This window comes from Tolypothrix campylonemoides VB511288_2, from assembly GCF_045999855.1.
Lineage (GTDB): Bacteria > Cyanobacteriota > Cyanobacteriia > Cyanobacteriales > Nostocaceae > Scytonema > Scytonema bouteillei_A.
This window is the reverse complement of sequence record NZ_JBFPMW010000015.1, coordinates 158,555-183,797: the sequence shown is the minus strand read 5'-3', so window position 1 is coordinate 183,797 and position 25,243 is coordinate 158,555. Positions and strand designations below refer to the sequence as shown.

The following is a 25,243-nucleotide window of genomic DNA, read 5'->3' as shown; positions in this document are numbered from 1 at the left end:
TTAGCTTTCACTTTTTACGTTAAAAAGACAACACAGCAACGGTAATATTGTCATGTCCTCCACGCAAACAAGCAAACTCTACTAGCTTCTGGGCTAGTGTAATAGCATCTTCATTTGAGTTCATAAGTCTGTTTAAGTCTGAAACTTGAGGTGTGTAATTCCATAAGCCATCAGTACACAAAAGTAGATACCCGGAACCAGGAATTTCAAAATTGACAATAGAAGGTTCAACATGACCCGCATCTGCACCCACCCAACGAGTAATAGCATGAACCTGGGAAGATTGTTTGGCTTCAGATTCGGTCATTTCTCCTGACAAAACAACATCATTAAACCAGGAATGATCTATCGTTAGCTGTCGCGAACCATCAGAAGCAATCCAGTAGGCGCGGCTATCTCCCAACCAAGCAATTGTGGCTGTATTGTCAACAACAACAGCAGCAACTATTGTGGTTGATGGTGGATCGACATCTGTAGTTACACTGTATGAAATTTCGGATACCGCTCTCATGGCTTCAGCAATTGCCAATTTTATTGCTTGTTGTGAATCTACCCCTCCAACCCTTCTTTCCAAAGCTCTACACGCACTTTCTACAGCAACTTTAGCAGCTAAATCGGGTGAAGCAGAACTAGAAACTCCATCACAAACAACCAGAATATAAGTATTCGTATTTTCAACCTTCGCACAGGCAATATAATCTTCATTACGTTGATGTTTTAGTCCTCGGTGTGAAATTCCTGCAAAGTTAGGAGAAATCACAATCTCAAAGTTATCCGTCGGCTTTATTTCCTGACGAAAACCACATTGAGAACAAAAGCCATCTGGATCGATTTCTTCGACTGAAGCACCGCATTTTTCACATCCCCCTGTCGCTTTTGGGATAGCGGGGGTACCGCATTCTTCACAAAAGCGATCGCCAACCTGGAGCTTGCTACCACATTTGAAACATTGCATAGTTTGTTAATGGCTAATGGTGAGTCCAGCCCTGAAGGCGGGTTTCCCGCCGTAGGGGACTGGCGTTCGCGAAGCGTCTCCGTAAGGAGATACCCGAAGGGCTAATTGCTAACTGCTAATGGCTAATTGCTAATTGTGTTCCATTAGCCATTAGCTCTTTTTAAAATAACGTTCTCGGTCGTACACGATTTGCTTCATCAACTAGGCGAATTTTTTCTTCTCCTGTTGAGAGGTGCGCCATGTCTCGCAGTGCTTTTTCTAATCCTTTTCGTAAATAAAGTTCTTGAAGTGTTTGTCCTAAAATTTTGATGGATAAGTCTTGTGAAACTGCTTGAGAAGTGAGTAAATGTAAAGCGGTTTCTAAAACTTGCTTTGTCAGTTGACAGCGTTCTATACCACTGAGAGTTAGTGCTTCAATTGCTGCTGAAGCTTCTTGGAGTTCTTTGCTTCCTGGAGGAGAATGAGACGCATCAATCAGTGTTCGTGCAATTTCTACTCGCGCCCGTGTATGTAAGTTGGAGGTTTGTGGAACTCGTTCTAACGCCGACACTGCTTCTTTTCTGTTTGCTGTAGCGCACAAGCAACGTGCTAAGCCAAAGGCGGCGGCGGTATAACTGGGGTCGGTACGAGAGACTAAATCGTACATGTGAGTTGCTAGCTGGAAATTACCTGCACTTTCAGCCGCTAAAGCTAACCCCAATTTGGGTGCAAGTTCTCCGGGTAAGTCAAAGTAAACTTGGTCAAAAGCTGCTTGCGCTTCTTGTGCTTTGCCTTGCGCCATTAAACTGCGTCCTTTGTACCACAACACTCTCCAGTCCCAAGGGTCTTTTTCTTCTACTTGCGCCAACACTTGTTCAACTTTGTCATAATTACCAGTGTCAATGAGGCTGTTTGCTAAACGCAGCAATGGTTCCTTTGAATTGGGGAACTGTTGAACGGCTTGTGTTAAGCTAGTGACTCTCATTTTAGGATCGGCAAACGCTCCCGCATTCAGGACTGCGTTGAATCCTGGTTCCGTAGAATCTAGCATTGGCATTGGTAACTGGTGATGGTCGGCTTTAATAGGGCTTAACTCACCCGTGTTTATCAGTGAAAGCATATCGCCCCCAAAAACGTTACTGGAGGCTGGACGTGGAATCTTTGTTTCGGTTGCAACAACTTCTCGAAGTACGCCCAGCAATTGATCTGCCATTTCATCTGCTGATTGAAAGCGCTCATCAGGGTTCTGTGCAGTCGCTTTCAGTAAAAACCGATATAACGATTCTTGTTGGGCAAAGAGCGGTTCTTCTTGAGGGCTGGGGAGAGTGTAGAGATGTTCTTTTGTGAAACCCGAGATGCTGGTGAGGAGAACTGCAAGTGTCCTACCAATGGTAAATAAATCTGACACAACTGTTGGTCCTTCACCCGCTTCTGGCGCACTATAGCCAACAGTACCGTAAATGTCTCCATGAATGTCATCAATACGACGGACACCACCTAAGTCTATTAACTTGACATCGTGTCCTTCTAGCATCACGTTATCTGGTTTAAAGTCGCAGTAGACTAAACCTAGTGAATGTAGATACGCAAAAGCACCTAAAATCCGATGGATGTAGGCGATCGCTTCTGCAACTGGTAACGGTCCCCTTTCTTTGCGAATCTCCTTCAGTGTTTTGCCACCAACATACTCCATGACAATAAAGCCTTCACTGTCATAGTTGACAAAGTTATAAATACCAACAATGTTGGCGTGTTTTACAGCTGCCAAAAACTTTCGTTCAGCCACTGCTACAACTGCACTGGCTGCATCTTCAGTATTTAGCAACCCTTTCAGTACGACATAACGAGATAATATTTTGTCAAAACCCAAGTAAATCCAACCCAGACCACCAAAAGCGATTGCGCCTTTGACCTCATACTGTCCGGCTACCACATCACCCGGTTTGAGAGTCGCAATAAAAGAATACTTTTGTCCGCACTTGGGGCAAAAGCCTTTCTCTCTTCGCAGAGAATTATTGCAATGAGAGCAAACGCGTTTGTGGTCGGGAACCATGGCTTCCGCCATGATTGCTTTTTCCGGTTCCGTTGAAGGTAATTCGGGTACAGAGACAAGTCCAGCACCAAGCTGCTTGCGACTGCTCCTACTGGAGGTATTGCTAGTACGCCGCGAACCTTTGGAACGGTTGGTCAGAGGCGATGAACCCGTTCCTGTTGTAATTGAGCTGTGCTGAGTTGGCTGTGTTTGTTTGCGAATGCTGTCATGAAGAGATATGGATTGCAGTGGCTCCACTGGCGCAAGCCCACAGACATCACAATATCCATCTTCAATACTGCCAGTACACCCGTTGCGTTTGCAACTTTCGCCGTTCATCGAGAACTTTCCTCGCCTATTCACTCGATCGCTTGAATCTTTTCTAACTCAAATTTTTGAAATTGATAACCCTATTAACCCCATTATTTAAGTGTTTTTCATATTGAGATACTAACTGGGCTGCTTCATCTAAAGGTGTTGGTCGGGAGTATAAAAGTTGCTGAGCCTGCAAAGCGAGTTGATTCAAAATAGTATCTTCTGCTAATCCCCGCGCTAGTGCTTTGGCTTTAAGTGCATCCAACCGCCCGCGCAATTCAGATCTCATGTCTAAAGGTGCTCTGTTTGCTGCATAGACTTTTTCAGTGACTGCAATATATTCCTTCACCTTGGCGATCCAATTTTCCAGACCAACACGCACTGGATTTACCAGTCCTTCAGCAAATTTAGTTTCCAGTGTACTCAGCCAAGACACAAGCGCTTCTATCTGCTTATCTTCCAAAGGAATTTGCACTTCAGAACGATCGACAACTTTTAAAGTACTTTCCTTATGAGCCTCTACAGCTTGATGGTGAAGTTTGATTAACTGCGATCGCAACTGATGAGCGCGAGCAAAACTCTCTGCGAGAAACTGGTGCTGTTGTGCTAATTGTTCTAGAGTCGTTTTTACCCGTGTGATTTGTGGTTGAAGATCTCTTGTGAAATCGTCTGTCACTCCTAAAGGATCGCTTTCCACGCAGCCACGCAACAAGTGAATTTTTTGACTCACTGCGGAAAGTTCTGTCAAGGGCTCTACACCTAATGAAACAGCTAGCGCTTGCAGTTTCTCAATCTCTGCTTGTGCTTGAGTTAGCATGGGTTCCAAACGCGCCCACGCTAAATCAACAGCTAATACAACTTCTTTAGCATTATCAAAGGCATTTGTCATCAGACGCAGTAACTCTTGGGGGGCGATAGAGTCAGTTGTCACAGGAGCACTTAAAAGACTTCTTTCTGCTAGAGGAATTTGTACAACAGACAATTCAATGGACGGTGCTGTCAGTATGTTCTCTATTTCTTCCAGTTTTTGTGGCGACACCAAAAATCGAGAGACTGAGGAACGCAGTTGATTCGCTTTATTAACGACATTTACAATTAAATCAAAATATCCAAACAAATCGTTCATTGCGCTTAATGCTGAAGTGACGCGTGTTTGGGTAACGCCTGTGAGGTTTGCTTTAGGAAATCCAGAAACTCCAGCAAGGATCTGGTAAGTAGAAAGACTGTGTAAATCAATAAGATTTTGACCGATAATGTCAATCTTCACTTTCCAGTCGGCTAGCAACTGGTCAATTTCTTCGAGGGTCATTAGTTAGTTGTTTAGTGGTTAGCGGTGTAGGACAGACGTCTCGCCTGTGATCGTTAGGTGGGCTTTTTGAGTATCCTAGCCCCCTTTATAACTACAGTGTACATAGATCTTTAGATAAGAGATGAAACATCATGAAAAGGGGGGGATTGAAATTAACTTCTCCCCTTTTTAAAGAGGGCTAGGGGGGATCGAAAAGGAGCATCCCAAAGAGTGCCAATTGCCCTCAGAATAGAATTCTGGGGCTATACAAACAAAGTCCACCTACGTGGACTTTTTATTAAGTCCGCCTTCGCGGACTTAGTTTGCATAGACGCGATTTTCAATCGCTCCAGTATTTTTCCAAATTGGGATGCTCCCCCTCAATTATGCTTAACATAAAGAGTCAGAAGAATTTAGAGATGATTTATAAAGTAAACATTAAGAAGAAGTAGGTTGGGTTGAGGAACGAAACCCAACAATGAGGGTTCAATGTTACATTCAGAGGTAGGTTGGGTTGAAGAACGAAACCCAACAATAAAGGTTTGATGTTGCATTCAGCTTTATAAATGACCTCTTAGTGCATTATCAGAAAAACACGACAGAAGGACATAAAAAATACCTAAAAAATTGTTAATCTATATAATCTCTCTGATTTTCTTATTCTTCCCAGTCTTTTGTTTATCCAGTCTTTCATAAAGATAAAAAACTTGAGGTAAACTTTCATATGTTACAAAATATTTTTGGCTCCAAGGTTCTATCAAATTATGGAACCAAACCTTTGAAGGAATTAAATCGTGAGCATCAGAAAACCCATTATTATGGCTTAAATGAATTTCACCTACTTCATAAGAATTGAGAATTTCTAAGCAAGTTTCTTTAGTTAAACTTTGGTTACCTTGAAACCAAATAAGTACATGAGAGACATCCAGTAACAATGGATATTCTACTAGTGTTGGCAAACTAGAACACCAATACTCGCTTGAAGGCATGACTTCTAAATAAACTGGAACATTTAAAGTTTTTTGAAGTTTAAATAAAGCTTTTTCCAATTCTTGCTTCGTACAATCGCGTTGTAGCGTTGGATGAATGGATACTGCTCTAACATCAGAATTAGCAATAAATTCCGAGTAGGGTTGCCAAGTTCTCGGATTGAGTATTTCTAATCTCAAACGCATGCCTTCTTTATAAAGACAAGAATTATGCAAAATGAGTGGAACTGATAAATAATGAAAATCCACTGGACAAATGCTTCCTATGGCTATTTCCAAAAACTCTAATTTTAATAGATGAGCGAGTGTTTGAAAAATTTCCATACACTCGTCAATAGACCTCATTCCAATAGCTGTAATACTAAGACCTAACATTAAAAAACTTCCTTAAAATTCTTTCCTCTAAAATCGAAATTGCATTCTTCTTTGACAACTTCCTCATGAACAAATACCAATCGCTGAGTATAACCCAACAATTCATAAAGTTGTGCCAGTAATTCTATATTTTTTTCATTTTGTAATTTTTTTAAAACTTGGTTCTCCAATTCCCATGGTTCTTCATATTCTGGAAAATTGTCTAAAGATACTTGATTTAGTCCACACCATTTTTGAATATTGAAATTTAAATTATAATTATTCACATATAATGTAGAAAAATCAACTTCCAACATTCTTCTTTGATGTAATATTTTTGCCTCCAATTCAGCATCTTCTTGAAAAAGATGACGTGAGATGAGCTTAGGCTTCTCATCTTCGTAGTAAGCATCGGTTTCTAACTCTTCCTGATTAGAATCGGTAATATAATCTCCTATATAAAACCAATCGTCTCCATAAGAAATTGCTGAAGAATAAACGCAGTAAACTTTATCTCCCTTCTTTAAAAGAATGCCATTGTTAACAGCTTGTTTAGCTTTTATAGATGTTAACTCATGTAAAAGCTTATAAGCAGTTGCTCTAACGGTGAAAGCCTCATCGTTTAATGCTTCCACTAACAAATCGATTCCAGCTTCTCCATACTGAAGAGCATCAGCGAGAGTACTTGTTTTTTGTTCCCCAGTCAAAGTAGCGAAACGTCTTCGTAAGCCTTCTATTCCACCCAGAATCACACTACTTGTCGGTGGTGGTGCTTGTCCTCCCAACACAGCATCAAATTCTTGGGGTTGATTGGTATGTTTTGTCATATTTTTTCAAGGTTTTTTCTGACGCTGTTTTGTCATATAATCATGAGCGATCGCAACCCGAACGCTGCTTCTGTAGGTTTTCTCGGAACCTACTTATTTGTCATGAATGTTTATTATAAGTTTTTGGCGACATTGATGAACTGATACGATATCAATCAATCCACTTTTCGATACTTAATACCAATTTTCTATGAAGATGCATACAATTAGCCTGCGAAGGCAGGCTTTGTTTGTATAGCCCCACATTTTTAATGTGAGGGCAATAATGTGCAACTTCACATAGAATTGGTATAAGTCGCGCAATAGTGGTAAGTCTTGTGCTGCTTTATTAAACTCTGAAGTTTCATCAAAGTAATCGCTTAGGTCCAACAAGTGTATTTTAAACCACTTGATTTGATAAACGTTAGAGTGGATTTGCTGAAACTCTTTCAGTCTTGGCTCAAATCCCTTTGTATAACCACTTCCCGATAAAACAATACCTACATCTGCTTAGTGACGTACAAGCTTTGCGTATAAGTTATCGGCATAATCTGCATCTAAAGATTGGCTTTCCAATTTAGATTGGAAATATATTTTGCATCCTTGATAAAATCCAACCCCATCAATACCGCCGTCTTTACCAGATGGGCCTGGTTTTAGTCCTAAATGAGCTGCTGCACGCCGACCTAGTTCTCCCTTAGTTGATGGATCGAGGCTAATAATTGCTTCTATTAGTTTTCTCGTTACCCACTGGTCTGTCATGAATGCTCATTATTAATTTTAATATTTATTAATTGCTTATACAATAGTTGAAGACCTATTACAATACATTCTGAAATTTGGTCTGTTGCATTAAATGCCTTGAGTTTATACCAAGTGTCAGGCGTCACTTTCATTTTGATTGACTGTGCAGCTAGATTACGAGGATACTCTTCAAGATTGCTAATAGATACTCCCAAACTGTTTGCATAAAAAAGAGCATACTTGATAGCAGAGTTTAAAGTTACTTCAAAACTCAATCCTAAGGCTTGGCGAATTTCCTTAGCTATCTTCTCTTGAGATTCGCCGAGATTCACAGTAAATTGTGTTGGGTTGTCAATTTCTTGCTCCTGCTGAACCGCCTCTGCAATGACCCGCTCTACATAGGCATTTTCGACCTGCGTTGTTGAAACATCTGTTGGCTGATTGTCTTGAAAACTCTCTTGTAAAGATTGTTGCGCTAATGAAGTACTTGCTGGAATTTTTTGGTGAATTTTTTCATTTTCCAAAGGCATACTTAACTCTTTTTCCTACACCTCCACAGTTATGGGTACACAGAATAATCAATTTGTTTCTCCACTGACTAAGTTTGACATGGTGGTTGGTTAGTGGTTAATAGGGGCGCAAGGCATTGCGATCCTACTAACCACTAACCACTCTAGTTAAACTGTTCGATAATCCCACCACCCAAAACCTTTTCTCCGTCATACCAAACAGCGGCTTGTCCGGGGGTAATGCTGAACTGGGGTTCATCAAAAACTATGCGGACACGAGAGTTTTCTAAAGGAATCACTGTAACTGGTACGGGTGTTGACCGATAGCGAACTTGTGCTTCGGCTCGAATGGGGCTGGATGGTTCGGCTATGGATACCCAATTGACTTGAGCTACCGTACATTCTGGCTGAGTCGCTTTTGTGCGATCGCCTACAACAACCCGGTTATTCACTGCGTCTAGAGAGATGACATACAGTGGTTCGGGGGCTGCAATCCCCAAGCCTTTTCGCTGTCCGATTGTGTAGTGATGGATACCTTCATGTTGTCCCAGAACTTTCCCTGCGGTATCTACAATATCCCCTTTCTTGGGTGCAAGGTATTTGTCAAGAAATGCTCGCATGGAACCGTTGCTTTCTACCAAACACAGGTCTTGACTTTCTGGCTTATCTGCTGTTTTCAAACCGTGGTCTGCTGCAACGCGACGGGTATCTGCTTTGAGCATTTCGCCCAGAGGAAACACGGAACCTGCTAGTAAATCTTGCGACAAGTCATAAAGAAAATAGGACTGGTCTTTGTTGCGGTCTACCGCTCGCAACAGTTGGTAACGCCCCGTTGCTTCATCGTACTGAATGCGAGCATAATGACCTGTGGCAATGCGATCGCATCCCAAATTTTCGCGAGCGTACTGCAACATGGGTCCAAACTTCACTGTCTTATTGCACTGCGAGCAAGGTAAAGGCGTAATACCTGCGCTGTAACCGGTTACCAAGAAATCGACAATATTTGTTTGAAAGACATCCCGAATATCAACAACGTGATGGGGAACGCCTAGCTGTTCGCAAATATAAGCCGCGTCTATCATACCCTCAGAGCAACATTGACCTTTCCCTTTCATTAACCAAAGGGTCAGACCAATCACTTCATAGCCCCGAGCGTGCAGAATGGCTGCGGCGGTGGAACTATCAACTCCGCCTGAAAGACCTACTACGACTTTGTTCATCTCCGTTATACATTGCGATCGCTATTGACCGCTTCCAAATAGATAGAGTTTTGCACCTTGTGTCAAACTTTTGACAGCTGACTCACGATATGCAAAGCGGTAACTCCAGCGTACCAAATTTGACGCTCTCTCGCCCACCTGTTGAAAGGATAAAGTATGAAGGATAAAGGATAAAATGTGAAGTATTTTACCGATAATAGGGATATAACACTTAAAATTTCTACTGTCTCAGTTGTTTTCGCTTGCAAAAGACAGTATGCGTACCTAAAAACGCTTTATTTTTGATACTTTATTCTTCATAACTTTATACTTTTTCTGGATTACTTACCAATAAGTATGTCAAAACCAATACCAAATAGGGGCATAACCTTTTTCAGCATTCATTGTCTGTCTTTGCTTTTGGGAGGGTGGGTAGCAGTGCTGTTACCATTGACTTCTGCAAAAGCTCAGTTTGAAGAACTACCTCCCCCACCTCCTGGGAACTATCAAGAATACAACGCACCTCAGGAACAAGATCGGAGGTATCCAGATAATAGAGGGTGCTATCGTATATTGGTGGATAGAAGGAACGGGCTCAGTCGAGTTCGGCAAGTCGTCAGCGATGCTTTCTATTATGGGAATGCCATTCAAGCAGGGTATGAGTGTGGCGAATCTCGTATGCGAAGGCTAACTAACAGGCTAGTATCCTATGGTTTAAGTGGTGTTGTGGCTATCGACCTTTCCAACGGACAGACTGTTGGTGACAGACCTTACCCAGATAGACCCTACCCAGGTAGATGTAGGGGTTATGTTGATAAATCTTACTATGTAGTAGTGCCTGCCCTTTCTTCTAACCTACCTGAGTTGGAAAGACAAGTGAAAAGAACAGTTAAGTATGGGGAATGTGTTGAAGCTAGAAATGAGCCACGCGGACCCCATGTAAGAGTTGGACCGTTTGAGCAACGTGCAGAAGCGGAAGATTTAAACAAATATCTGCGAGGTCAGCGAATTCGAGATTTTTCTAATACCAGAGTTTATTATGGCAAGTAACAATTTTGGATTTTGGATTTTGGATTTTGGATTTTGGATTAATCTAAAATCTAGAATCTAAAATCCAAAATTCATGGGCAGACAAGAACTCATTTCACAGGTAGTCGTTACCGCACAACAAATGCGGGATATCGAAAACCGTATCTTTGCTGGGGGAATGCCTGTAGCCGCTTTGATGGAAAAAGTGGCGGGATTAATTGCCGATCGCATCCAAACAAAATTGGCAGAAGATACCACCTATTTCCCCCACTCCCCCTCATTCCGCATTGGAATTCTCGTCGGTCCCGGTCATAACGGCGGTGATGCTCTAGTTGTTGCTCGCGAGTTGTATTTTCGCGGTTATGAAGTTGGCATTTATTGTCCTTTCTCCAAACGGAAAGAATTAACTTCACAACACTTGCAGTACGCTCAAAGTATAGGTATTATTTGCTACGAATCAATTGAGCTACTGGCAGATTGTCACCTATTTATTGATGGATTATTTGGATTTGGCTTGGAAAGAGCAATCTCCGATCCCATTGCTACAGCTATCAACCAGCTCAATGAATGGCACAAACCCGTTATCGCGATCGATCTCCCTTCCGGCTTGCATACAGATACTGGGGAAGTGTTGGGAACGGCGGTACGTGCAACCCATACACTGTGTTTGGGTTTATGGAAACTTGGTTTATTGCAAGATCAAGCTTTAGACTGTGTTGGCAAAGCAGAATTAATAGATTTTGATATTCCGTTGGCTGACATACACGCCATATTAGGCAAATCGTTAGGTATAAAACGGATTGTAAAAACAACCGCGCTTTCCACTCTCCCTTTACCCCGTCCACCAGTTACCCATAAGTACAAGGAAGGACATTTACTCCTGATTTGCGGTTCGCGTCGCTATTCTGGAGGAGCATTACTCACGGGGTTAGGAGGAAGAGCAAGTGGTGTGGGGATGCTTTCCATTGCGGTACCGGAATCTCTCAAGTCTATAATGGTGGCACAGTTACCAGAAGCACTGATTATTGGATGTCCGGAAACTGAGTCGGGAGCGATAGCGCAACTTCAGCTACCAGAAAATACTGACCTCAGTAAATTTAATGCTATTGCTTGCGGTCCCGGTTTAACACGAGATGCCAACCCAATTTTACAACAAGTGTTGGAGAGCACAGTCCCTCTGGTTCTGGATGCCGATGGCTTAAATATCTTAGCCGATATGGGAACCATTCCTACATTACAAAAACGGCAAGCACCTACAGTACTCACTCCCCATGCTGGTGAATTTAAGCGGTTATTTCCCGATCTTTCCGATGCCAATCAAGATAGAGTGAAGGCAGTCAGAGAAGCAGCCGCGCAAAGTCATGCAGTCGTGTTGTTAAAAGGAGCGAGAACTGCGATCGCCAATCCCCAAGGTACAGTTTGGCTCAATCCCGAAAGTACCCCTGCTTTAGCAAGAGGAGGGAGTGGGGATGTATTAACCGGGTTACTCGGTGGATTGCTAGCTCAAGCTTCTTCTAAAAATATTCCCGTAGAAGATATTACTGCAACTGCGGCTTGGTGGCATGCTCAAGCAGGAATTCTAGCAGCACAAGAGCGAACAGAGTTAGGTGTAGATGCTCACACACTGACACAGTATTTAATACAAGTGTTGCTTTTAGAGGTCATATCAACTTCCGATAAATACTCATTTTAATACGTTTGCCCCAGGCAGACACCCAATTCGATCTACACAACCTTACGATACTGAAAATGCTTGAGTCATATCCAAAATAAATGCTTCAAGTTCAGCTATAGAATATTGCGTTAACCCCTTGGCACACAAGTGATTTGTGAACGCATTCGATATACTAGTAAAAAAAAATGCTGGTTTATACTGCCGTTCTAAGTCTTTCCGTTTCTTTTTGCGCTCTGCTCTCGGTAAATCGTATGTCGAGCTACGAAACTTTAACAATTGATACTCATACTCCGCCTCTGACTGAATGAGAATATTTGAATCTTGTCGTAATTGCTCAATATACCTTAATTTGCATTGAAATAGTTCATCCTGTACGCGTGCATCATCACCAACAAATTCAGATAGCACATCGATAACGGCCCATCGAGTCATGTAAATTTGGCTACTCATCATCGAGTCAAGAAGTGCCCAGAAATTTTCGGTTCCGAGCCAACCCATTTCACCGATTAGTCTAGGTAACAGGATTGGATCGATGTCTCGAAATACGCTGAAAGCTTGATTTAACGCCGCGATACTGCTATGGCTGCAAGTCTTACCTAACGTATACACTGCTCGCTGACGAATAAAATGGTTTGGAGAAAAAAGAAGCTGTTCAAGAGTTTTAACAATTGAAGACTCTGGATAACCTTTTACAAACTTCTGACAATTAGGATGTCGAGAACCAAAAAGCAGCAAATCTTGAATGAAGAGACAAGTCGAACTAACAATTTCATTATCCCCTGATTGCAAAAGTTTATTGATGATATTGGATAGTTCTGTGTCAGATACCGAGTTAACAATTGCAGCTAAATAATCTACATCATGTAAGTAATCAAGGTAATGCAAGATGTTGCTTGCTATCATTTCTATTTTAATCTCCCAATCAATCGAGGGTTGAATTATGGATGATGAAGAATTTTTGCCAAGGCTGCGATCGCCAATCCCCAAGGTACAGTTTGGCTCAATCCCGAAAGCACCCCTGCTTTAGCAAGAGGAGAGATGTACTCACCGGGTTACTGAGTGGATTGCTAGCTCAAGCTTCTTCTAAAAATATTCCCGTGGAGGATATTACTGCAACTGCGGCTTGGTGGCATGCTCAAGCAGGGATTCTAGCAGCACAAGAGCGAACAGAGTTAGGCGTAGATGCTCATACACTGACACAGTATTTAATGCAGGTCTGAGATACCCCATGCATAAATGCAGGAGGTTCTAACTCACTACGCGAGTTTCGTTTACCCTCAAAGGTTCCGACTCCTCGCAAGCTATTAGGTTACTGAACACGCGCTCTGACCCATTATTGCTAATAGGTGACTTTGAACTAGTCGCAGTTCTCGCACGTTGATTTGACCCATCTTGCCAACCGTCCAGTAGGGATTTCTCCATCCCTAGCCAGCTATCTCTGGCTGATTGGATTGACAAAGTTTCTGTTTTTGGGTCAACGTGACGACTCAGGTAAGCAGATAAAATATCACGTTGCATCGTTAACCCACAGACTGAGCAATGATGAACACGTTGCGATAATGATTTTTTCTGTTTGTTACCACACAAACAAGTTTGAGAAAGTGCGGTATACCTTGTCGAAAACATTAGAACTGTTCCACCAGCATTCTCAGCTTTGCGTACTAGTTCTGATTGAAAGCTTGATGGGGATTTAAACCCTATGGATTTACCATAATTTTTCTGCCATGCCTTGACGGATACCTTCTCGATTTTGATATGTTTACCGATGGCTAAAGTTTGGTTGACTAACCTACCATGTAAAGACTGACGATGCGCTGCTTGTTTACGTTCTGTTTCACGTTTTTTGTTATTCTTCTTTTTATATCTGTTTGATTTATGCCAACGTTTTGAACCTTTCTTGACAGTACCGTTACTGTTGAAATTATTAGGATTATTGGCGCGGCGTTGCCTATCCATTTTGCGCTGTAACTTTCTAATCTTCTTTTGCTTTGATTCTAGTTCGTCTGCAAAAGAAGTCCAGATAGTTTTTTTGTCCCCAACAATTGCAACAGTTGAAACGCCTAAGTCAATACCAATAGTACCATCACTAATAATATTTTTAGGCTTTTGATAAGGTAGTCCCTCACAAACTAATTGAGCAAACCAATAATTTTTTTGATTAAGAATGCGACGCACTAAGCGAACATATTTAATCTTTGATGATAAACCATGCAATATTACAGGGTCGTTAGTAATGATGGCTTTTAACTTCAATGTAGACCATTCAACAGCGTTACCAGTCCAACGAATACCCTGTTTATTGGTTTTACCTTCTAATGAAGCAAACTGTCCTTTCTGCTTAAACCGAACCTTTTTAGCTAACCCGTACATCATTCGCTCTACAGCCTTAAATGCTCTGGTAGCTATCTTCTGAATAGTATTAGCATCAAGGTGCGATTTAATCCAAATACTTGCAATGGCTGTTTTATTAGCGAAAGCTTGTAAATCGTAATCGCTAAACCTGTAAGCTTCACGAGCTTTTTGAAACGCTGTGGAACGTTCTTTTTTGTTGGATTTTGGGATGAGTTTAGCTTGTTGATATATTTCAGAATTACGTACTAATTCTAGTCTGGCTAAACCTTCAGATAAAACAGCATTATACAACTGTCGCCCTGCCTCTAATCTGGCTGCGAGAACGCTCAAGTCTTTAGATGTCGTTATCAATGGTATTTCTGTAACGAAACTAGATGTTCTTACTGCCAAATTAAATCACCTCCCGAGCGTTGTTTATTAGTTATCTTTACTCTATCATATAGATACAATATAGTAAACTACTATTTCGGAAAATGACTGAAAAATTTAAATCAAGCAATAATATTGTTTACTCGTGCAAATATCATGTGATTTTCTGCCCCAAGTACAGGCGGAAAGTGCTGGTTAATGCTGTTGCATCCAGACTTAAAGAATTACTCGCTCAAATAGCTCTTGACATTAAAGTTGAAATATTAGAAATGGAGATAATGCCCGACCATGTGCATTTATTGATAGATGTTGACCCTCAGTTTGGAGTACACCGAGTAGTGAAGAGATTTAAAGGGGCAACATCTAGATATTTGCGTTTGGAATTTCCAGAATTAAAAAGCCGACTGCCCTCGTTATGGACTAATTCGTACTTTGTATCCACTGTAGGAGGTGCGACTTTAGACAGTATCAAAATGTATATTCAAAACCAAAAAGAAACTTGACTGCGACTAAAGTCGCCCGCGCCTAGCCCCCATAAATAGAATTTAGGGGCTACCTCGGCGCGGATAATTCGGTGTGTTCGGAAATAACATAAAATTATTCTCATATTCTGCATCCTGTAGAGTCACACATTGTTAAGTGGGCAATTAAAGAATTAAATAGTACAAAATTACTGGCAATATGGAATGTTGTAACAAGTAACCTTTGCTGTTGACTTTGCCACTATTAAGTAGAGTTGTTGAGCAAGCAGGCGTGTCAGAGCAAAGCGATCCAGAATTAATTTTTTTAGCACGACAGGGAGATAAAGCTGCATTTGGTCGGCTTGTGTTGCGTTATCAGCCGATGGCACAACGCATTGCGGAGCAAATGCTTGGCAATAAGGATTTGGCTAGCGATCTCGTGCAAGAAGCCATGCTGCAAGCTTATCTTTCCTTGAAGAAACTGCATCAGCCAAAGCGTTTTAAAAGTTGGCTGTATGGCATTGTGCTGAATATTTGCCGCAACGAATTGCGCCGTCGAAAGGTAATCGTGTTTTCTCTAGAAGCAATGGTGGGAGATTTAGCTGATGCACCATTTTTGATTGATGAGAAAGCTGCTCCCGAACAAGTTGCGGAACATAAAGAACTCCGCATTGCGTTACTAGAAGCCATCGATACTCTGTCTCACAGTAATCGTCAAGCAACTTTGCTGTTTTATCACGAACAACTGAGCCTGCAAGAAGTAGCAGTGCGCTTAAATATTTCAGTCAATGCAGTTAAGGGGCGTTTGCACAAAGCTCGCCATCAACTTAGAGAACGATTGCTACCTCTTCAAGGGCAAATCCAATCTATTTCATTTAAGGAGTCTAAGATAATGACCGATAACACCAGTGCTCAAATCAAGTCAGAACTTTGCTGTTCATTTTGTAAGAAAAGTAGAGAACAGGTTAATCTTCTCATTGCAGGTCCACCACTAGGAGATGTTACTATTTGTATTTGTAATGAGTGTGTGGATATATGTAACCAAATTATTAGCAGAGAAATTTCTGTATTAGCAAAGCAAGAAATTGAGCCATTGAAGGACTCAGCTGAAATGAGTGGATAAAACTATAGCTTTATCTTTATGTCACTTTTCATGACCTTGGTTACTGCTTCCTGTAAAATTGTCCCAAACTTTTCAACACGCTCAAAACTTGATATAAATTATTTCCTGGATTAAAAATATCAAAAAGTTTGGATAAAGCGTATTGAGGGTTTATTCCCTTTACTAATTTAATAAATCGAAAATTAGCACCATTTGTAATTAATCCAAACGTTGGTTTATCTGGTTGCAACTCAGCCAGCATATAAGCTAGTAGCTGTGCTCTGGCTGCATCTAGAGAGAAATGCGCCTGCTTGGACTCAATTGCAGCTACCCATATTTGTTCAAATAGAACTAATACATCAATGTCTCCTTTAACAATGACGCCTTCATCTTCAGCAGAAATTTCTATAGATTTTTCCGACCTGATATGAAAGGGAGGTAAATAAAAGCCTGCTAATTCTAACAGAGGAGATAACGCCACCATTTTCACTGTATTTTCAAGCATGGGAGGGTATTCAAGCAAATTGGAATAACTCTCTCTAACTCCATCAAGTCGCTGCTTTTCTAGTTCGGTAATTTCTGGCAAATTATCTTGCCATTCCCGGAACAATTGCTCGTCTTTAACTAGCTGAAGTCTAAACTTGGTTGTTAAATCGTGCAGAGTAACGTTTCTAGCTTGAATTGTTTGAAGCATAAGGTACAAATTGATAACACTATAAAAAACAAAATAGAACAAAAATACTATCACTAATTTGAGGATAAGTAGAAAGGCGCAAAAAAACCGAAGTATGTAACGAAAAGTAAAGTTGCCTAAAAACCTCTTCCCTTCTGCCATCTGCCCTCTGCCATCTGCCTTGTCATGACGATAATTTTTAATACTGACCTACTTATGGCAATTCTAGAAACACTTCTCCCTCTGCATCCTCTGCGTCTCTTTAAGTAAAATTTATTTCTACAAGCTCAAAGAAAATTGCTGTGACACTTGATATCTCTACTAAAGATATCAATGAGGCGGAGCCCAATACTACAAGGGCTGAGAATTTTTCTGGCTTTGGATCGCCGTCGAGAAACTCAACAAATGCCTGTAAATGTTGGGTTTCGTTCCTCAAACGCCACGTCACTCAACGGGGGGAACCCTCCGAAGTTTGCTATTGGGGGAAACCCCCAAGCCGCAACTTCTCTCCGCACGTGAGTGGCTCCCCAACCTACCTATTTTCGTATTTCCACGCTAAACCGAGCAGTATTGAGGCGAAGCCTCTAAAAATGCATTCCCAGGCGGAGCCTGGGAACGAGATTGCAAAAGCTGCGAGTGGGTTGCTTTTATGGGCAAAATTTGTGATGCATAACCCATCAATCAAGTACACACTCAGAACATTTTCTATTTGATGAGGTAGGCGTCCTCGCCCACCCTACTGTGTAAATTCAGAGCGCAATAGCTTATACTAAATCCGCGTTTTAAACCCCTCTTATGATTTAGTCCGCGTAGGCGGTGAGTCCAGCGCTGCAGGCGGGTTTCCCGCCGTAGGCGACTGGCGAACCCGGAGGGACTTCGTTTGTATAGTCGCGATTACGAACATCGCTAGGGCTAAAAGGGGTTAGAGAAGCGGATTTGGTATTACATCTTACCGTTCTGCATCACTTGCTGAAGGTGATGGCGGATTTCTTGTGCGTGCTCGACATCAGCCTGACGCAACTTCTGGAATAGTTCTACACAAGGCTGAGAACCTGCTTGCTTTGCATCGTTAATGTAAGCATCATAAGCCTTGATGGCTTCGGCTTTGTTTTGCAAAACGGTGAGAAAGTCGTATTCTAGGTTGCTTACGGGACTCTGGGTTTGACTATTGTTTCCTGCTGTTTGAACCATGAGATTTGCCCTCCTTTCGGTTTCTTCTTCCCTTCTACTTGCCTCAAGGAAGGTCTTCATCTGTCTACAAGAATACCTATTAGTGAAGAGTGACCAAGTGAAGAGTGACCAATGGCTGGTCACTAACTACTGGTTACTGAATTTTAGCAATTTCCTCATACCGTCGTGAATGAAATTCACCGTCGTGGTGCTTATCCTCGTAATGTTTAATAGGACACACCTTAGTGTTAGCACTCATGCAATCCATATGCGGTGTTTTAGCGCACACTACCAAAAGTCCGCCTAAAATTAGCAATAAACAACAAATAGCTGCAGCTTGAATCCAAGAAATTTCCAATGCACCATGAACGACAACTTCTCGCAGTAAAGACACGATTGTAACTTCTACTGCAACTCCAACTGAAATACTATGCTCTTGCAAATAAACCATGAGCAATCGGAACAACTCAACCAAAATCAAGATGAACAGTATTTTGGCTGTTACGTGTTTATAATCAATTGACTGCGTGAGGGCGATCGCTATTCCCCATAACTGAACGAGCATAACGGCAAATAAACCCAAACACAGGACAATCACAATTAGATCTTGGAAAGCTTCCATATTGCGAACTATCCACTGTCGGTCAATCCAGCGATTGGAGAATAAGAACTGGCTCTTGAGGCGCTTTTTCATGAGCATGACATACTACTTGGAGAAAGGATAAAGGATGAAAAACAAAGGATGAAAAATTTCTCCTTCATTCTTCATCTTTACGGATATAAGCCCCTGATTTTGTTCTTGAACGATACAAATTGGAAACGAAAATTAGACTGATTTTTAGTTGATGTTAAGCCCGAACAAGATTTTCCCAACTCAAAATCTAAAATCTACACTTTTGATGAGACAGCATTTGTAGCGATCCATAATTGTTGCTGTTCCCAAATCTCTACTTTGAGAACTTTACTTCATCCTTTATACTTTACACTTTATTCTTTCCACTTAGCGCGGTTGATAATTAAAATTTTGCGGATTGTTTAAATTTTGTGTTTGTTGCAACAATTGTGATGTTTGGTTTGCCCACTGTGAATTTCCTTGAGACTTGTATAAATCTCTGGCATATTGCAAGACTTTGACTGCATCGGGGTATTGTCTTAATTGTATAAAGGCTAACCCCGCTCCATAATAAGCATTTGCATAGTTTGAGTTTCCTTCAGCTGCTTTTCTAAATGCTTCTAATGCATCTTTAAACTTACTTTGACTAAATAAAATCGTTCCAAGATTGTAATGAGCTTCTGAATATTTGGGGTTAATTTTAACTGCTTTGCGAAACACTTCTTTTGCCTTATCTGTTTTACCTTGTTGTAAGTAGCACAGCCCTAAATGGTAAGCTGGTTCGGGTGCATTGGGACTATATTCCATTGCTTTTCTAAAGGATGGTATGGCTTTTTCCCAATTTCTCTGTTGCTCGTACACCAATCCTAAGTTGTAGTGTGCTATCCCCAGTTTGGGATCGATTTCTATAGCCCGTCGCAAGTAATCTCCTGCTTGTTGCAGATTGTATCCTTCTAAAAGCGATCCACCTAAGTTGGCGTAAGCTAAAGCAAATTTGGGGTCTGCTTGTGTGGCTTTGTAAAATGAATCTGCTGCAGGTTGTAATTGTCCTACTTGTCGCAGTGCTAGCCCCAAGTTGTAGTGTGCTGGAGCTAAATTAGGATCGAGTTCGGTGGCTTTGCGAAATAATGCGATCGCATCTGCAACTCTCCCCACTTTTATCGCCTGCAATCCTTGGTCTAAATACTCTGTAGCACCACTGTCAACGTATTGTGCGAGTAGGGGGAGAGGGGGATGGGGGGATGGGGGGATGGAGCGGGAAGGAGAGGGGGAGACAAGGCTTTCAACGACTAGCATAAAACTTACTAGCGCAGGAAGACGATATCTATAGAATAATACCCACATAATGTTTCTTTTTCTCAACACTTTTGTTACATTTACTTTACAATTTTTGGTCTTCAAACAGCTTGATTCATATAAGTTTAATTTAATACATTATTGTTTGTAACACTTAACTTTTATTCTGTAAAAGATTACAAGAGAATACGATTTTAATCCAAGCCTCTTAAAGAGGAGATAATCTCAAATTAAAGACCGCATAATCTTTTGAAGAAACGACTTTTGAACCCTTAATTACTTAGAATAACGCGGCTAGAAACCATTAGCTGCTAGGGAGGATTTATGAACGAAAAAGTCAAATCGGGTTCGCGGAATGTGGCAATTGTTGGTCCATATTTAAGTGGAAAAACTACGTTGCTGGAAAGTTTGTTGTTTGTGACAGGGGCAATTTCGCGCAAGGGCAGCGTTAAGGATGGCAACACTGTAGGAGATAGTGCTGCTGAATCACGCGATCGGCAAATGAGTGTGGAAGTTAGCACTGCTTGCACTGAGTATAGCGATATTCGTTTCACATTTGTAGACTGTCCTGGAAGTGTAGAATTTGCTCAAGAAACTTACAACGCTTTAATGGGAGTAGATGCAGCAATTGTTGTTTGCGAACCCATCACAGACCGAGTCTTAACTCTTGCACCACTGTTTAAATTTCTTGACGATTGGGAAATTCCCCATATCGTCTTTGTTAACAAAATGGATCGGGCAAATATTAACGTTCTAGACACGCTACACTCTCTTAAAGCCGTTTCCAGTCGTCCCCTAGTAGCACATCAATATCCCATCATGCAGGGGGAAGAACTGATTGGCTTTATTGATTTAGTAAGTGAAGAAGCGTACAAATACCATCCCGGTGCTCCAGCAGACCCCATTCCATTCCCGGAAGAACTGAAAGAGGAAGAACATATTGCACGAGCAGAAATGCTCGAAGCCCTAGCCAATTTTGATGACCATTTACTAGAAGAACTTTTAGAAGACATCGAACCGCCTCAAGAAGAAATACTCAAAGACCTAAAACTGGAATTAGGAGCAGATTTAGTCGTTCCCGTTTTCTTTGGCGTTGCAGAACAAGATTATGGCGTGCGCCCGCTTTTACAAGCTTTAGTTAAGGAAGCCCCCGAACCGGAAGTTACAGCAGAACGTCGCTTAAAGGGTCAATCGAGTCAGTCTCCCATAGCGCAGGTTCTCAAAACTTACTACACTCCCCAAGGCGGTAAAATATCCTTAACACGGGTTTGGCAGGGTAAATTAACTGACGGAATCGTACTGAATGGCGTTCGTGCTGGTGGTCTTTATCGCCTTATGGGACAACAGCAGGTGCAGGTAAATGAAGCTAGTGCAGGTGAGATTATAGCTATCAGCCGTTTGGAGGGTATTAAGACGGGCGATACTATTTCTTGCGAATCGCAATCCGTAACAGCATTACCTAGAGCCGATCTCCTCGAACCAGTTTATGCCCTCGCTATTACTCCTGAAAAGCGCAATGATGAAGTAAAGCTGAGCAGTGCAATTACTAAACTTTTAGAAGAAGATTGTTCTCTAGCTTGGGAACAGCATGGCGATACCCATGAAGTTATTCTTTGGGGTCAAGGCGAAATTCATTTGCAAGTTGCCTTAGATCGGTTGCGCCGTAAGTATAATTTACCGATGACCACGCACTTACCGCAAGTGCCTTACAAAGAAACAATCCGCAAACCTGCTACATCGGTACACGGTCGCTACAAACACCAAAGTGGCGGTCACGGACAGTTTGGGGATGTTTATCTGGATATCCAACCACTAGCACGGGGCGAAGGTTTTAACTTTAAGGAAACCATTGTTGGTGGTGTTGTTCCCAAACAATATATCCCTGGCGTGGAAATTGGGGTACGTGAGTTTTTATCACACGGTCCTTTGGGTTTCCCTATGGTGGATGTATCAGTGACTTTGACAAATGGTTCTTATCATACTGTTGATAGTTCCGAACAAGCGTTTAAGCAAGCGGCTCGTCTTGCTATGCAAACAGGAATACCTAAGTGCGAACCGACTCTCTTAGAACCTATTGTTCGTGTGGAGGTTAAGACTCCTAATGAATTTACTGCTAAAGTCTTGCAACTCGTGACTGGTAGACGGGGTCAGATTTTGGGCTATGAGGGGATTAGCAATTGGCACGGTTGGGATAGTGTGGTGGCATACTTACCGCAGGCTGAGATGCAAAACTTTATTGTGGAATTGCGATCGCTGACTCTTGGTGTTGGTTCTTTTCATTGGGAGTTTGACCATCTTCAGGAGGTTCCTGATAAGTTAGCCGAGCGCATTCTTACAAATAGTAATGGTCATGGAGGAAATGGTAAATAATATCTGACCGCACCCTTCATGCAAATGGACGCAGATAGAATAGAAAAATTTCTGCGTCTCCTTATTTTTTTCAAAGATTAGTCAATAAACAGGCAACGCTCTTTGAAGAGGACAAAAGTGCCTGGTAACAGCTTTTATAGAGACGCGCCATGGCGCGTCTTTAATATATCTAATAAATCTAAAGATTATTTTCTCCAATTCATTGAACAGTATTGCATTTATGTCAAGACACTTCCGATAAAAAACTTCGTTATTGATAAATTTGAAGGAGAGCATCTCGTTTTGGCAAAATGCCCTCAGAATAGAATTCTGGGGCTATACAAACAAAGTCCACCTACGTGGACTTTTTATTAAGTCCGCGTTCCTGAGATACCCCATGCATAAATGCAGGGGGTTCTAACTCACTACGCGAGTTTCGTTTACCCTCAAAGGTTCCGACTCCTCGCAAGCTATTAGGTTACTGAACACGCGCTCTGACCCATTATTGCTAATAGGTGACTTTGAACTAGTCGCAGTTCTCGCACGTTGATTTGACCCATCTTGCCAACCGTCCAGTAGGGATTTCTCCATCCCTAGCCAGCTATCTCTGGCTGATTGGATTGACAAAGTTTCTGTTTTTGGGTCAACGTGACGACTCAGGTAAGCAGATAAAATATCACGTTGCATCGTTAACCCACAGACTGAGCAATGATGAACACGTTGCGATAATGATTTTTTCTGTTTGTTACCACACAAACAAGTTTGAGAAAGTGCGGTATACCTTGTCGAAAACATTAGAACTGTTCCACCAGCATTCTCAGCTTTGCGTACTAGTTCTGATTGAAAGCTTGATGGGGATTTAAACCCTATGGATTTACCATAATTTTTCTGCCATGCCTTGACGGATACCTTCTCGATTTTGATATGTTTACCGATGGCTAAAGTTTGGTTGACTAACCTACCATGTAAAGACTGACGATGCGCTGCTTGTTTACGTTCTGTTTCACGTTTTTTGTTATTCTTCTTTTTATATCTGTTTGATTTATGCCAACGTTTTGAACCTTTCTTGACAGTACCGTTACTGTTGAAATTATTAGGATTATTGGCGCGGCGTTGCCTATCCATTTTGCGCTGTAACTTTCTAATCTTCTTTTGCTTTGATTCTAGTTCGTCTGCAAAAGAAGTCCAGATAGTTTTTTTGTCCCCAACAATTGCAACAGTTGAAACGCCTAAGTCAATACCAATAGTACCATCACTAATAATATTTTTAGGCTTTTGATAAGGTAGTCCCTCACAAACTAATTGAGCAAACCAATAATTTTTTTGATTAAGAATGCGACGCACTAAGCGAACATATTTAATCTTTGATGATAAACCATGCAATATTACAGGGTCGTTAGTAATGATGGCTTTTAACTTCAATGTAGACCATTCAACAGCGTTACCAGTCCAACGAATACCCTGTTTATTGGTTTTACCTTCTAATGAAGCAAACTGTCCTTTCTGCTTAAACCGAACCTTTTTAGCTAACCCGTACATCATTCGCTCTACAGCCTTAAATGCTCTGGTAGCTATCTTCTGAATAGTATTAGCATCAAGGTGCGATTTAATCCAAATACTTGCAATGGCTGTTTTATTAGCGAAAGCTTGTAAATCGTAATCGCTAAACCTGTAAGCTTCACGAGCTTTTTGAAACGCTGTGGAACGTTCTTTTTTGTTGGATTTTGGGATGAGTTTAGCTTGTTGATATATTTCAGAATTACGTACTAATTCTAGTCTGGCTAAACCTTCAGATAAAACAGCATTATACAACTGTCGCCCTGCCTCTAATCTGGCTGCGAGAACGCTCAAGTCTTTAGATGTCGTTATCAATGGTATTTCTGTAACGAAACTAGATGTTCTTACTGCCAAATTAAATCACCTCCCGAGCGTTGTTTATTAGTTATCTTTACTCTATCATATAGATACAATATAGTAAACTACTATTTCGGAAAATGACTGAAAAATTTAAATCAAGCAATAATATTGTTTACTCGTGCAAATATCATGTGATTTTCTGCCCCAAGTACAGGCGGAAAGTGCTGGTTAATGCTGTTGCATCCAGACTTAAAGAATTACTCGCTCAAATAGTTATTGACATTAAAGTTGAAATATTAGAAATGGAGATAATGCCCGACCATGTGCATTTATTGATAGATGTTGACCCTCAGTTTGGAGTACACCGAGTAGTGAAGAGATTTAAAGGGGCAACATCTAGATATTTGCGTTTGGAATTTCCAGAATTAAAAAGCCGACTGCCCTCGTTATGGACTAATTCGTACTTTGTATCCACTGTAGGAGGTGCGACTTTAGACAGTATCAAAATGTATATTCAAAACCAAAAAGAAACTTGACTGCGACTAAAGTCGCCCGCGCCTAGCCCCCATAAATAGAATTTAGGGGCTACCTCGGCGCGGATAATTCGGTGTAAAAACTGGAAAGCTTTGAACTATAACCTTCAGGTGAGGTTTCATTTAAAAGAGCATAAACGACCAAGTCTAGAGATACTGGGCTTTCTTTAATCTAGTCGCCATTTTCTCTCCATCTCCACATACGGCTTTTGAAAGATCCCTGTTACTCTCATAAAGAATAACTATTGTTATAACCTATTTCAGTATATAGCAGAACCTTTTTTAACTGCTAAGATAAGCTTGTACTAGCCGATCCTAACTTTAATCTTAAATTTTACAGTGTATTAATGGTAACGCTTCAATTACGACAATTAAGTGTTCTGCCAGAAAAGAGAATGCTATTTCATAATATGAACTGGCAACAGTTTGAGGCAATTCTAGAAGAACCTGACGAACATGGAGCTTCTCGTTTGGCTCATGGCAAAATTTTCCTAATTTGTCAGCTTTTGAAGTTATTTGCCAGTTTGTTGAAGAAAGTAAAATTATTGGTAAAAGTTTAACATTCAGAAAGTTTGGGGAAAGGATTGGAAAACA

General features: G+C 41.2%; 23 protein-coding genes and 1 pseudogene. 9 read left to right on the top strand and 15 right to left on the bottom strand.

The genetic code is table 11. The features are described from left to right. Positions 1 to 19 precede the first annotated feature (19 nt). The 8 genes from AB0756_RS33655 to mnmA all read right to left on the bottom strand — a co-directional run bounded on the left by AB0756_RS33655 (position 20) and on the right by mnmA (position 9,191). Positions 20 to 955, bottom strand: coding sequence for a PP2C family serine/threonine-protein phosphatase (locus AB0756_RS33655; RefSeq protein ID WP_050045318.1), 936 nt, complete (start codon positions 953 to 955; stop codon positions 20 to 22). Positions 956 to 1,115: 160 nt separating this feature from the next. Continuing rightward, positions 1,116 to 3,305 (bottom strand): serine/threonine-protein kinase, encoded by a 2,190-nt coding sequence (locus AB0756_RS33650; RefSeq protein ID WP_038083022.1) that lies wholly within the window; start codon positions 3,303 to 3,305, stop codon positions 1,116 to 1,118. Between the two features lie 43 nt (positions 3,306 to 3,348). Next, a complete protein-coding gene (locus AB0756_RS33645; protein ID WP_038083023.1) occupies positions 3,349 to 4,590 on the bottom strand; it encodes a hypothetical protein in 1,242 nt (413 codons plus the stop codon). 614 nt (positions 4,591 to 5,204) lie between these two features. Continuing rightward, positions 5,205 to 5,882, bottom strand: a complete 678-nt coding sequence (locus tag AB0756_RS33640) for a hypothetical protein (protein WP_050045319.1) — start codon at positions 5,880 to 5,882, stop codon at positions 5,205 to 5,207. A gap of 50 nt (positions 5,883 to 5,932) precedes the next feature. Next, positions 5,933 to 6,739, bottom strand: coding sequence for a hypothetical protein (locus tag AB0756_RS33635; protein WP_408019908.1), 807 nt, complete (start codon positions 6,737 to 6,739; stop codon positions 5,933 to 5,935). A gap of 489 nt (positions 6,740 to 7,228) precedes the next feature. Further along, complete coding sequence (locus AB0756_RS33630) at positions 7,229 to 7,480, bottom strand: hypothetical protein (RefSeq protein WP_063779459.1); 252 nt, start codon at positions 7,478 to 7,480, stop codon at positions 7,229 to 7,231. Beyond that, on the bottom strand, positions 7,477 to 7,992 hold the full coding sequence (locus AB0756_RS33625) for a hypothetical protein (RefSeq protein WP_038083025.1): 516 nt from the start codon (positions 7,990 to 7,992) through the stop codon (positions 7,477 to 7,479). The genes AB0756_RS33630 and AB0756_RS33625 overlap by 4 nt, the downstream gene beginning before the upstream one ends. A gap of 143 nt (positions 7,993 to 8,135) precedes the next feature. After that, positions 8,136 to 9,191 (bottom strand): tRNA 2-thiouridine(34) synthase MnmA, encoded by a 1,056-nt coding sequence (gene mnmA / locus AB0756_RS33620; protein WP_038083026.1) that lies wholly within the window; start codon positions 9,189 to 9,191, stop codon positions 8,136 to 8,138. 336 nt (positions 9,192 to 9,527) lie between these two features. Between mnmA and AB0756_RS33615 the strand changes: the two genes are divergently transcribed. After that, on the top strand, positions 9,528 to 10,220 hold the full coding sequence (locus tag AB0756_RS33615) for an SPOR domain-containing protein (RefSeq protein ID WP_050045320.1): 693 nt from the start codon (positions 9,528 to 9,530) through the stop codon (positions 10,218 to 10,220). Positions 10,221 to 10,293: 73 nt separating this feature from the next. Beyond that, a complete protein-coding gene (locus tag AB0756_RS33610; RefSeq protein ID WP_038083027.1) occupies positions 10,294 to 11,892 on the top strand; it encodes a bifunctional ADP-dependent NAD(P)H-hydrate dehydratase/NAD(P)H-hydrate epimerase in 1,599 nt (532 codons plus the stop codon). 42 nt (positions 11,893 to 11,934) lie between these two features. Here the strand turns inward: AB0756_RS33610 and AB0756_RS33605 are convergent, their stop codons facing one another. Beyond that, positions 11,935 to 12,777: a HEAT repeat domain-containing protein gene (locus tag AB0756_RS33605; RefSeq protein WP_038083028.1), complete on the bottom strand. Its 843-nt coding sequence runs from the start codon at positions 12,775 to 12,777 to the stop codon at positions 11,935 to 11,937. A gap of 57 nt (positions 12,778 to 12,834) precedes the next feature. Between AB0756_RS33605 and AB0756_RS33600 the strand changes: the two are divergent. Beyond that, positions 12,835 to 13,094, top strand: a pseudogene (locus AB0756_RS33600) (NAD(P)H-hydrate dehydratase); the annotation flags it as partial. A gap of 28 nt (positions 13,095 to 13,122) precedes the next feature. On the opposite strand, the gene AB0756_RS33595 reads toward AB0756_RS33600, so the two are convergent. Then, positions 13,123 to 14,616: an RNA-guided endonuclease InsQ/TnpB family protein gene (locus AB0756_RS33595; RefSeq protein WP_038072491.1), complete on the bottom strand. Its 1,494-nt coding sequence runs from the start codon at positions 14,614 to 14,616 to the stop codon at positions 13,123 to 13,125. An 83-nt stretch (positions 14,617 to 14,699) separates the two neighbouring features. Here AB0756_RS33595 and tnpA (AB0756_RS33590) point away from each other — a divergent pair, with 83 nt between their 5' ends. Together tnpA (AB0756_RS33590) and AB0756_RS33585 are read left to right on the top strand one after the other, a co-directional pair. Further along, a complete protein-coding gene (gene tnpA / locus AB0756_RS33590; RefSeq protein WP_038072489.1) occupies positions 14,700 to 15,098 on the top strand; it encodes an IS200/IS605 family transposase in 399 nt (132 codons plus the stop codon). Between the two features lie 214 nt (positions 15,099 to 15,312). Then, a complete protein-coding gene (locus tag AB0756_RS33585) occupies positions 15,313 to 16,179 on the top strand; it encodes an RNA polymerase sigma factor (protein WP_167844727.1) in 867 nt (288 codons plus the stop codon). A gap of 40 nt (positions 16,180 to 16,219) precedes the next feature. Here the strand turns inward: AB0756_RS33585 and AB0756_RS33580 are convergent, their stop codons facing one another. Then, a complete protein-coding gene (locus tag AB0756_RS33580) occupies positions 16,220 to 16,852 on the bottom strand; it encodes a hypothetical protein (RefSeq protein WP_038087274.1) in 633 nt (210 codons plus the stop codon). 312 nt (positions 16,853 to 17,164) lie between these two features. Between AB0756_RS33580 and AB0756_RS33575 the strand changes: the two genes are divergently transcribed. Continuing rightward, positions 17,165 to 17,350 carry a hypothetical protein gene (locus tag AB0756_RS33575; protein WP_137986131.1) on the top strand — a complete coding sequence of 62 codons (186 nt, stop codon included), beginning with the start codon at positions 17,165 to 17,167 and terminating at the stop codon, positions 17,348 to 17,350. 423 nt (positions 17,351 to 17,773) lie between these two features. On the opposite strand, the gene AB0756_RS33570 is transcribed toward AB0756_RS33575, so the two are convergent. The 3 genes from AB0756_RS33570 to AB0756_RS33560 all read right to left on the bottom strand — a co-directional run bounded on the left by AB0756_RS33570 (position 17,774) and on the right by AB0756_RS33560 (position 19,958). Next, entirely contained in the window at positions 17,774 to 18,022 is a 249-nt protein-coding gene (locus AB0756_RS33570; RefSeq protein WP_038087261.1) for a hypothetical protein, read from the bottom strand. Positions 18,023 to 18,155: 133 nt separating this feature from the next. Further along, positions 18,156 to 18,695 (bottom strand): phosphate-starvation-inducible PsiE family protein, encoded by a 540-nt coding sequence (locus AB0756_RS33565; protein WP_038087270.1) that lies wholly within the window; start codon positions 18,693 to 18,695, stop codon positions 18,156 to 18,158. A 306-nt stretch (positions 18,696 to 19,001) separates the two neighbouring features. Further along, positions 19,002 to 19,958 carry a tetratricopeptide repeat protein gene (locus AB0756_RS33560; RefSeq protein ID WP_050045324.1) on the bottom strand — a complete coding sequence of 319 codons (957 nt, stop codon included), beginning with the start codon at positions 19,956 to 19,958 and terminating at the stop codon, positions 19,002 to 19,004. A gap of 276 nt (positions 19,959 to 20,234) precedes the next feature. Here AB0756_RS33560 and AB0756_RS33555 point away from each other — a divergent pair, with 276 nt between their 5' ends. Beyond that, complete coding sequence (locus tag AB0756_RS33555) at positions 20,235 to 22,280, top strand: elongation factor G (protein WP_038091331.1); 2,046 nt, start codon at positions 20,235 to 20,237, stop codon at positions 22,278 to 22,280. 396 nt (positions 22,281 to 22,676) lie between these two features. Here the strand turns inward: AB0756_RS33555 and AB0756_RS33550 are convergent, their stop codons facing one another. After that, positions 22,677 to 24,170, bottom strand: coding sequence for an RNA-guided endonuclease InsQ/TnpB family protein (locus AB0756_RS33550; protein WP_038072491.1), 1,494 nt, complete (start codon positions 24,168 to 24,170; stop codon positions 22,677 to 22,679). Positions 24,171 to 24,253: 83 nt separating this feature from the next. On the opposite strand from AB0756_RS33550, the gene tnpA (AB0756_RS33545) reads away from it, so the two are divergent. Both tnpA (AB0756_RS33545) and AB0756_RS33540 read left to right on the top strand, forming a co-directional pair. Beyond that, positions 24,254 to 24,652 (top strand): IS200/IS605 family transposase, encoded by a 399-nt coding sequence (gene tnpA, locus AB0756_RS33545; protein ID WP_038074483.1) that lies wholly within the window; start codon positions 24,254 to 24,256, stop codon positions 24,650 to 24,652. Positions 24,653 to 24,996: 344 nt separating this feature from the next. Next, entirely contained in the window at positions 24,997 to 25,209 is a 213-nt protein-coding gene (locus tag AB0756_RS33540) for a hypothetical protein (protein ID WP_137986132.1), read from the top strand. Positions 25,210 to 25,243: the final 34 nt, after the last annotated feature.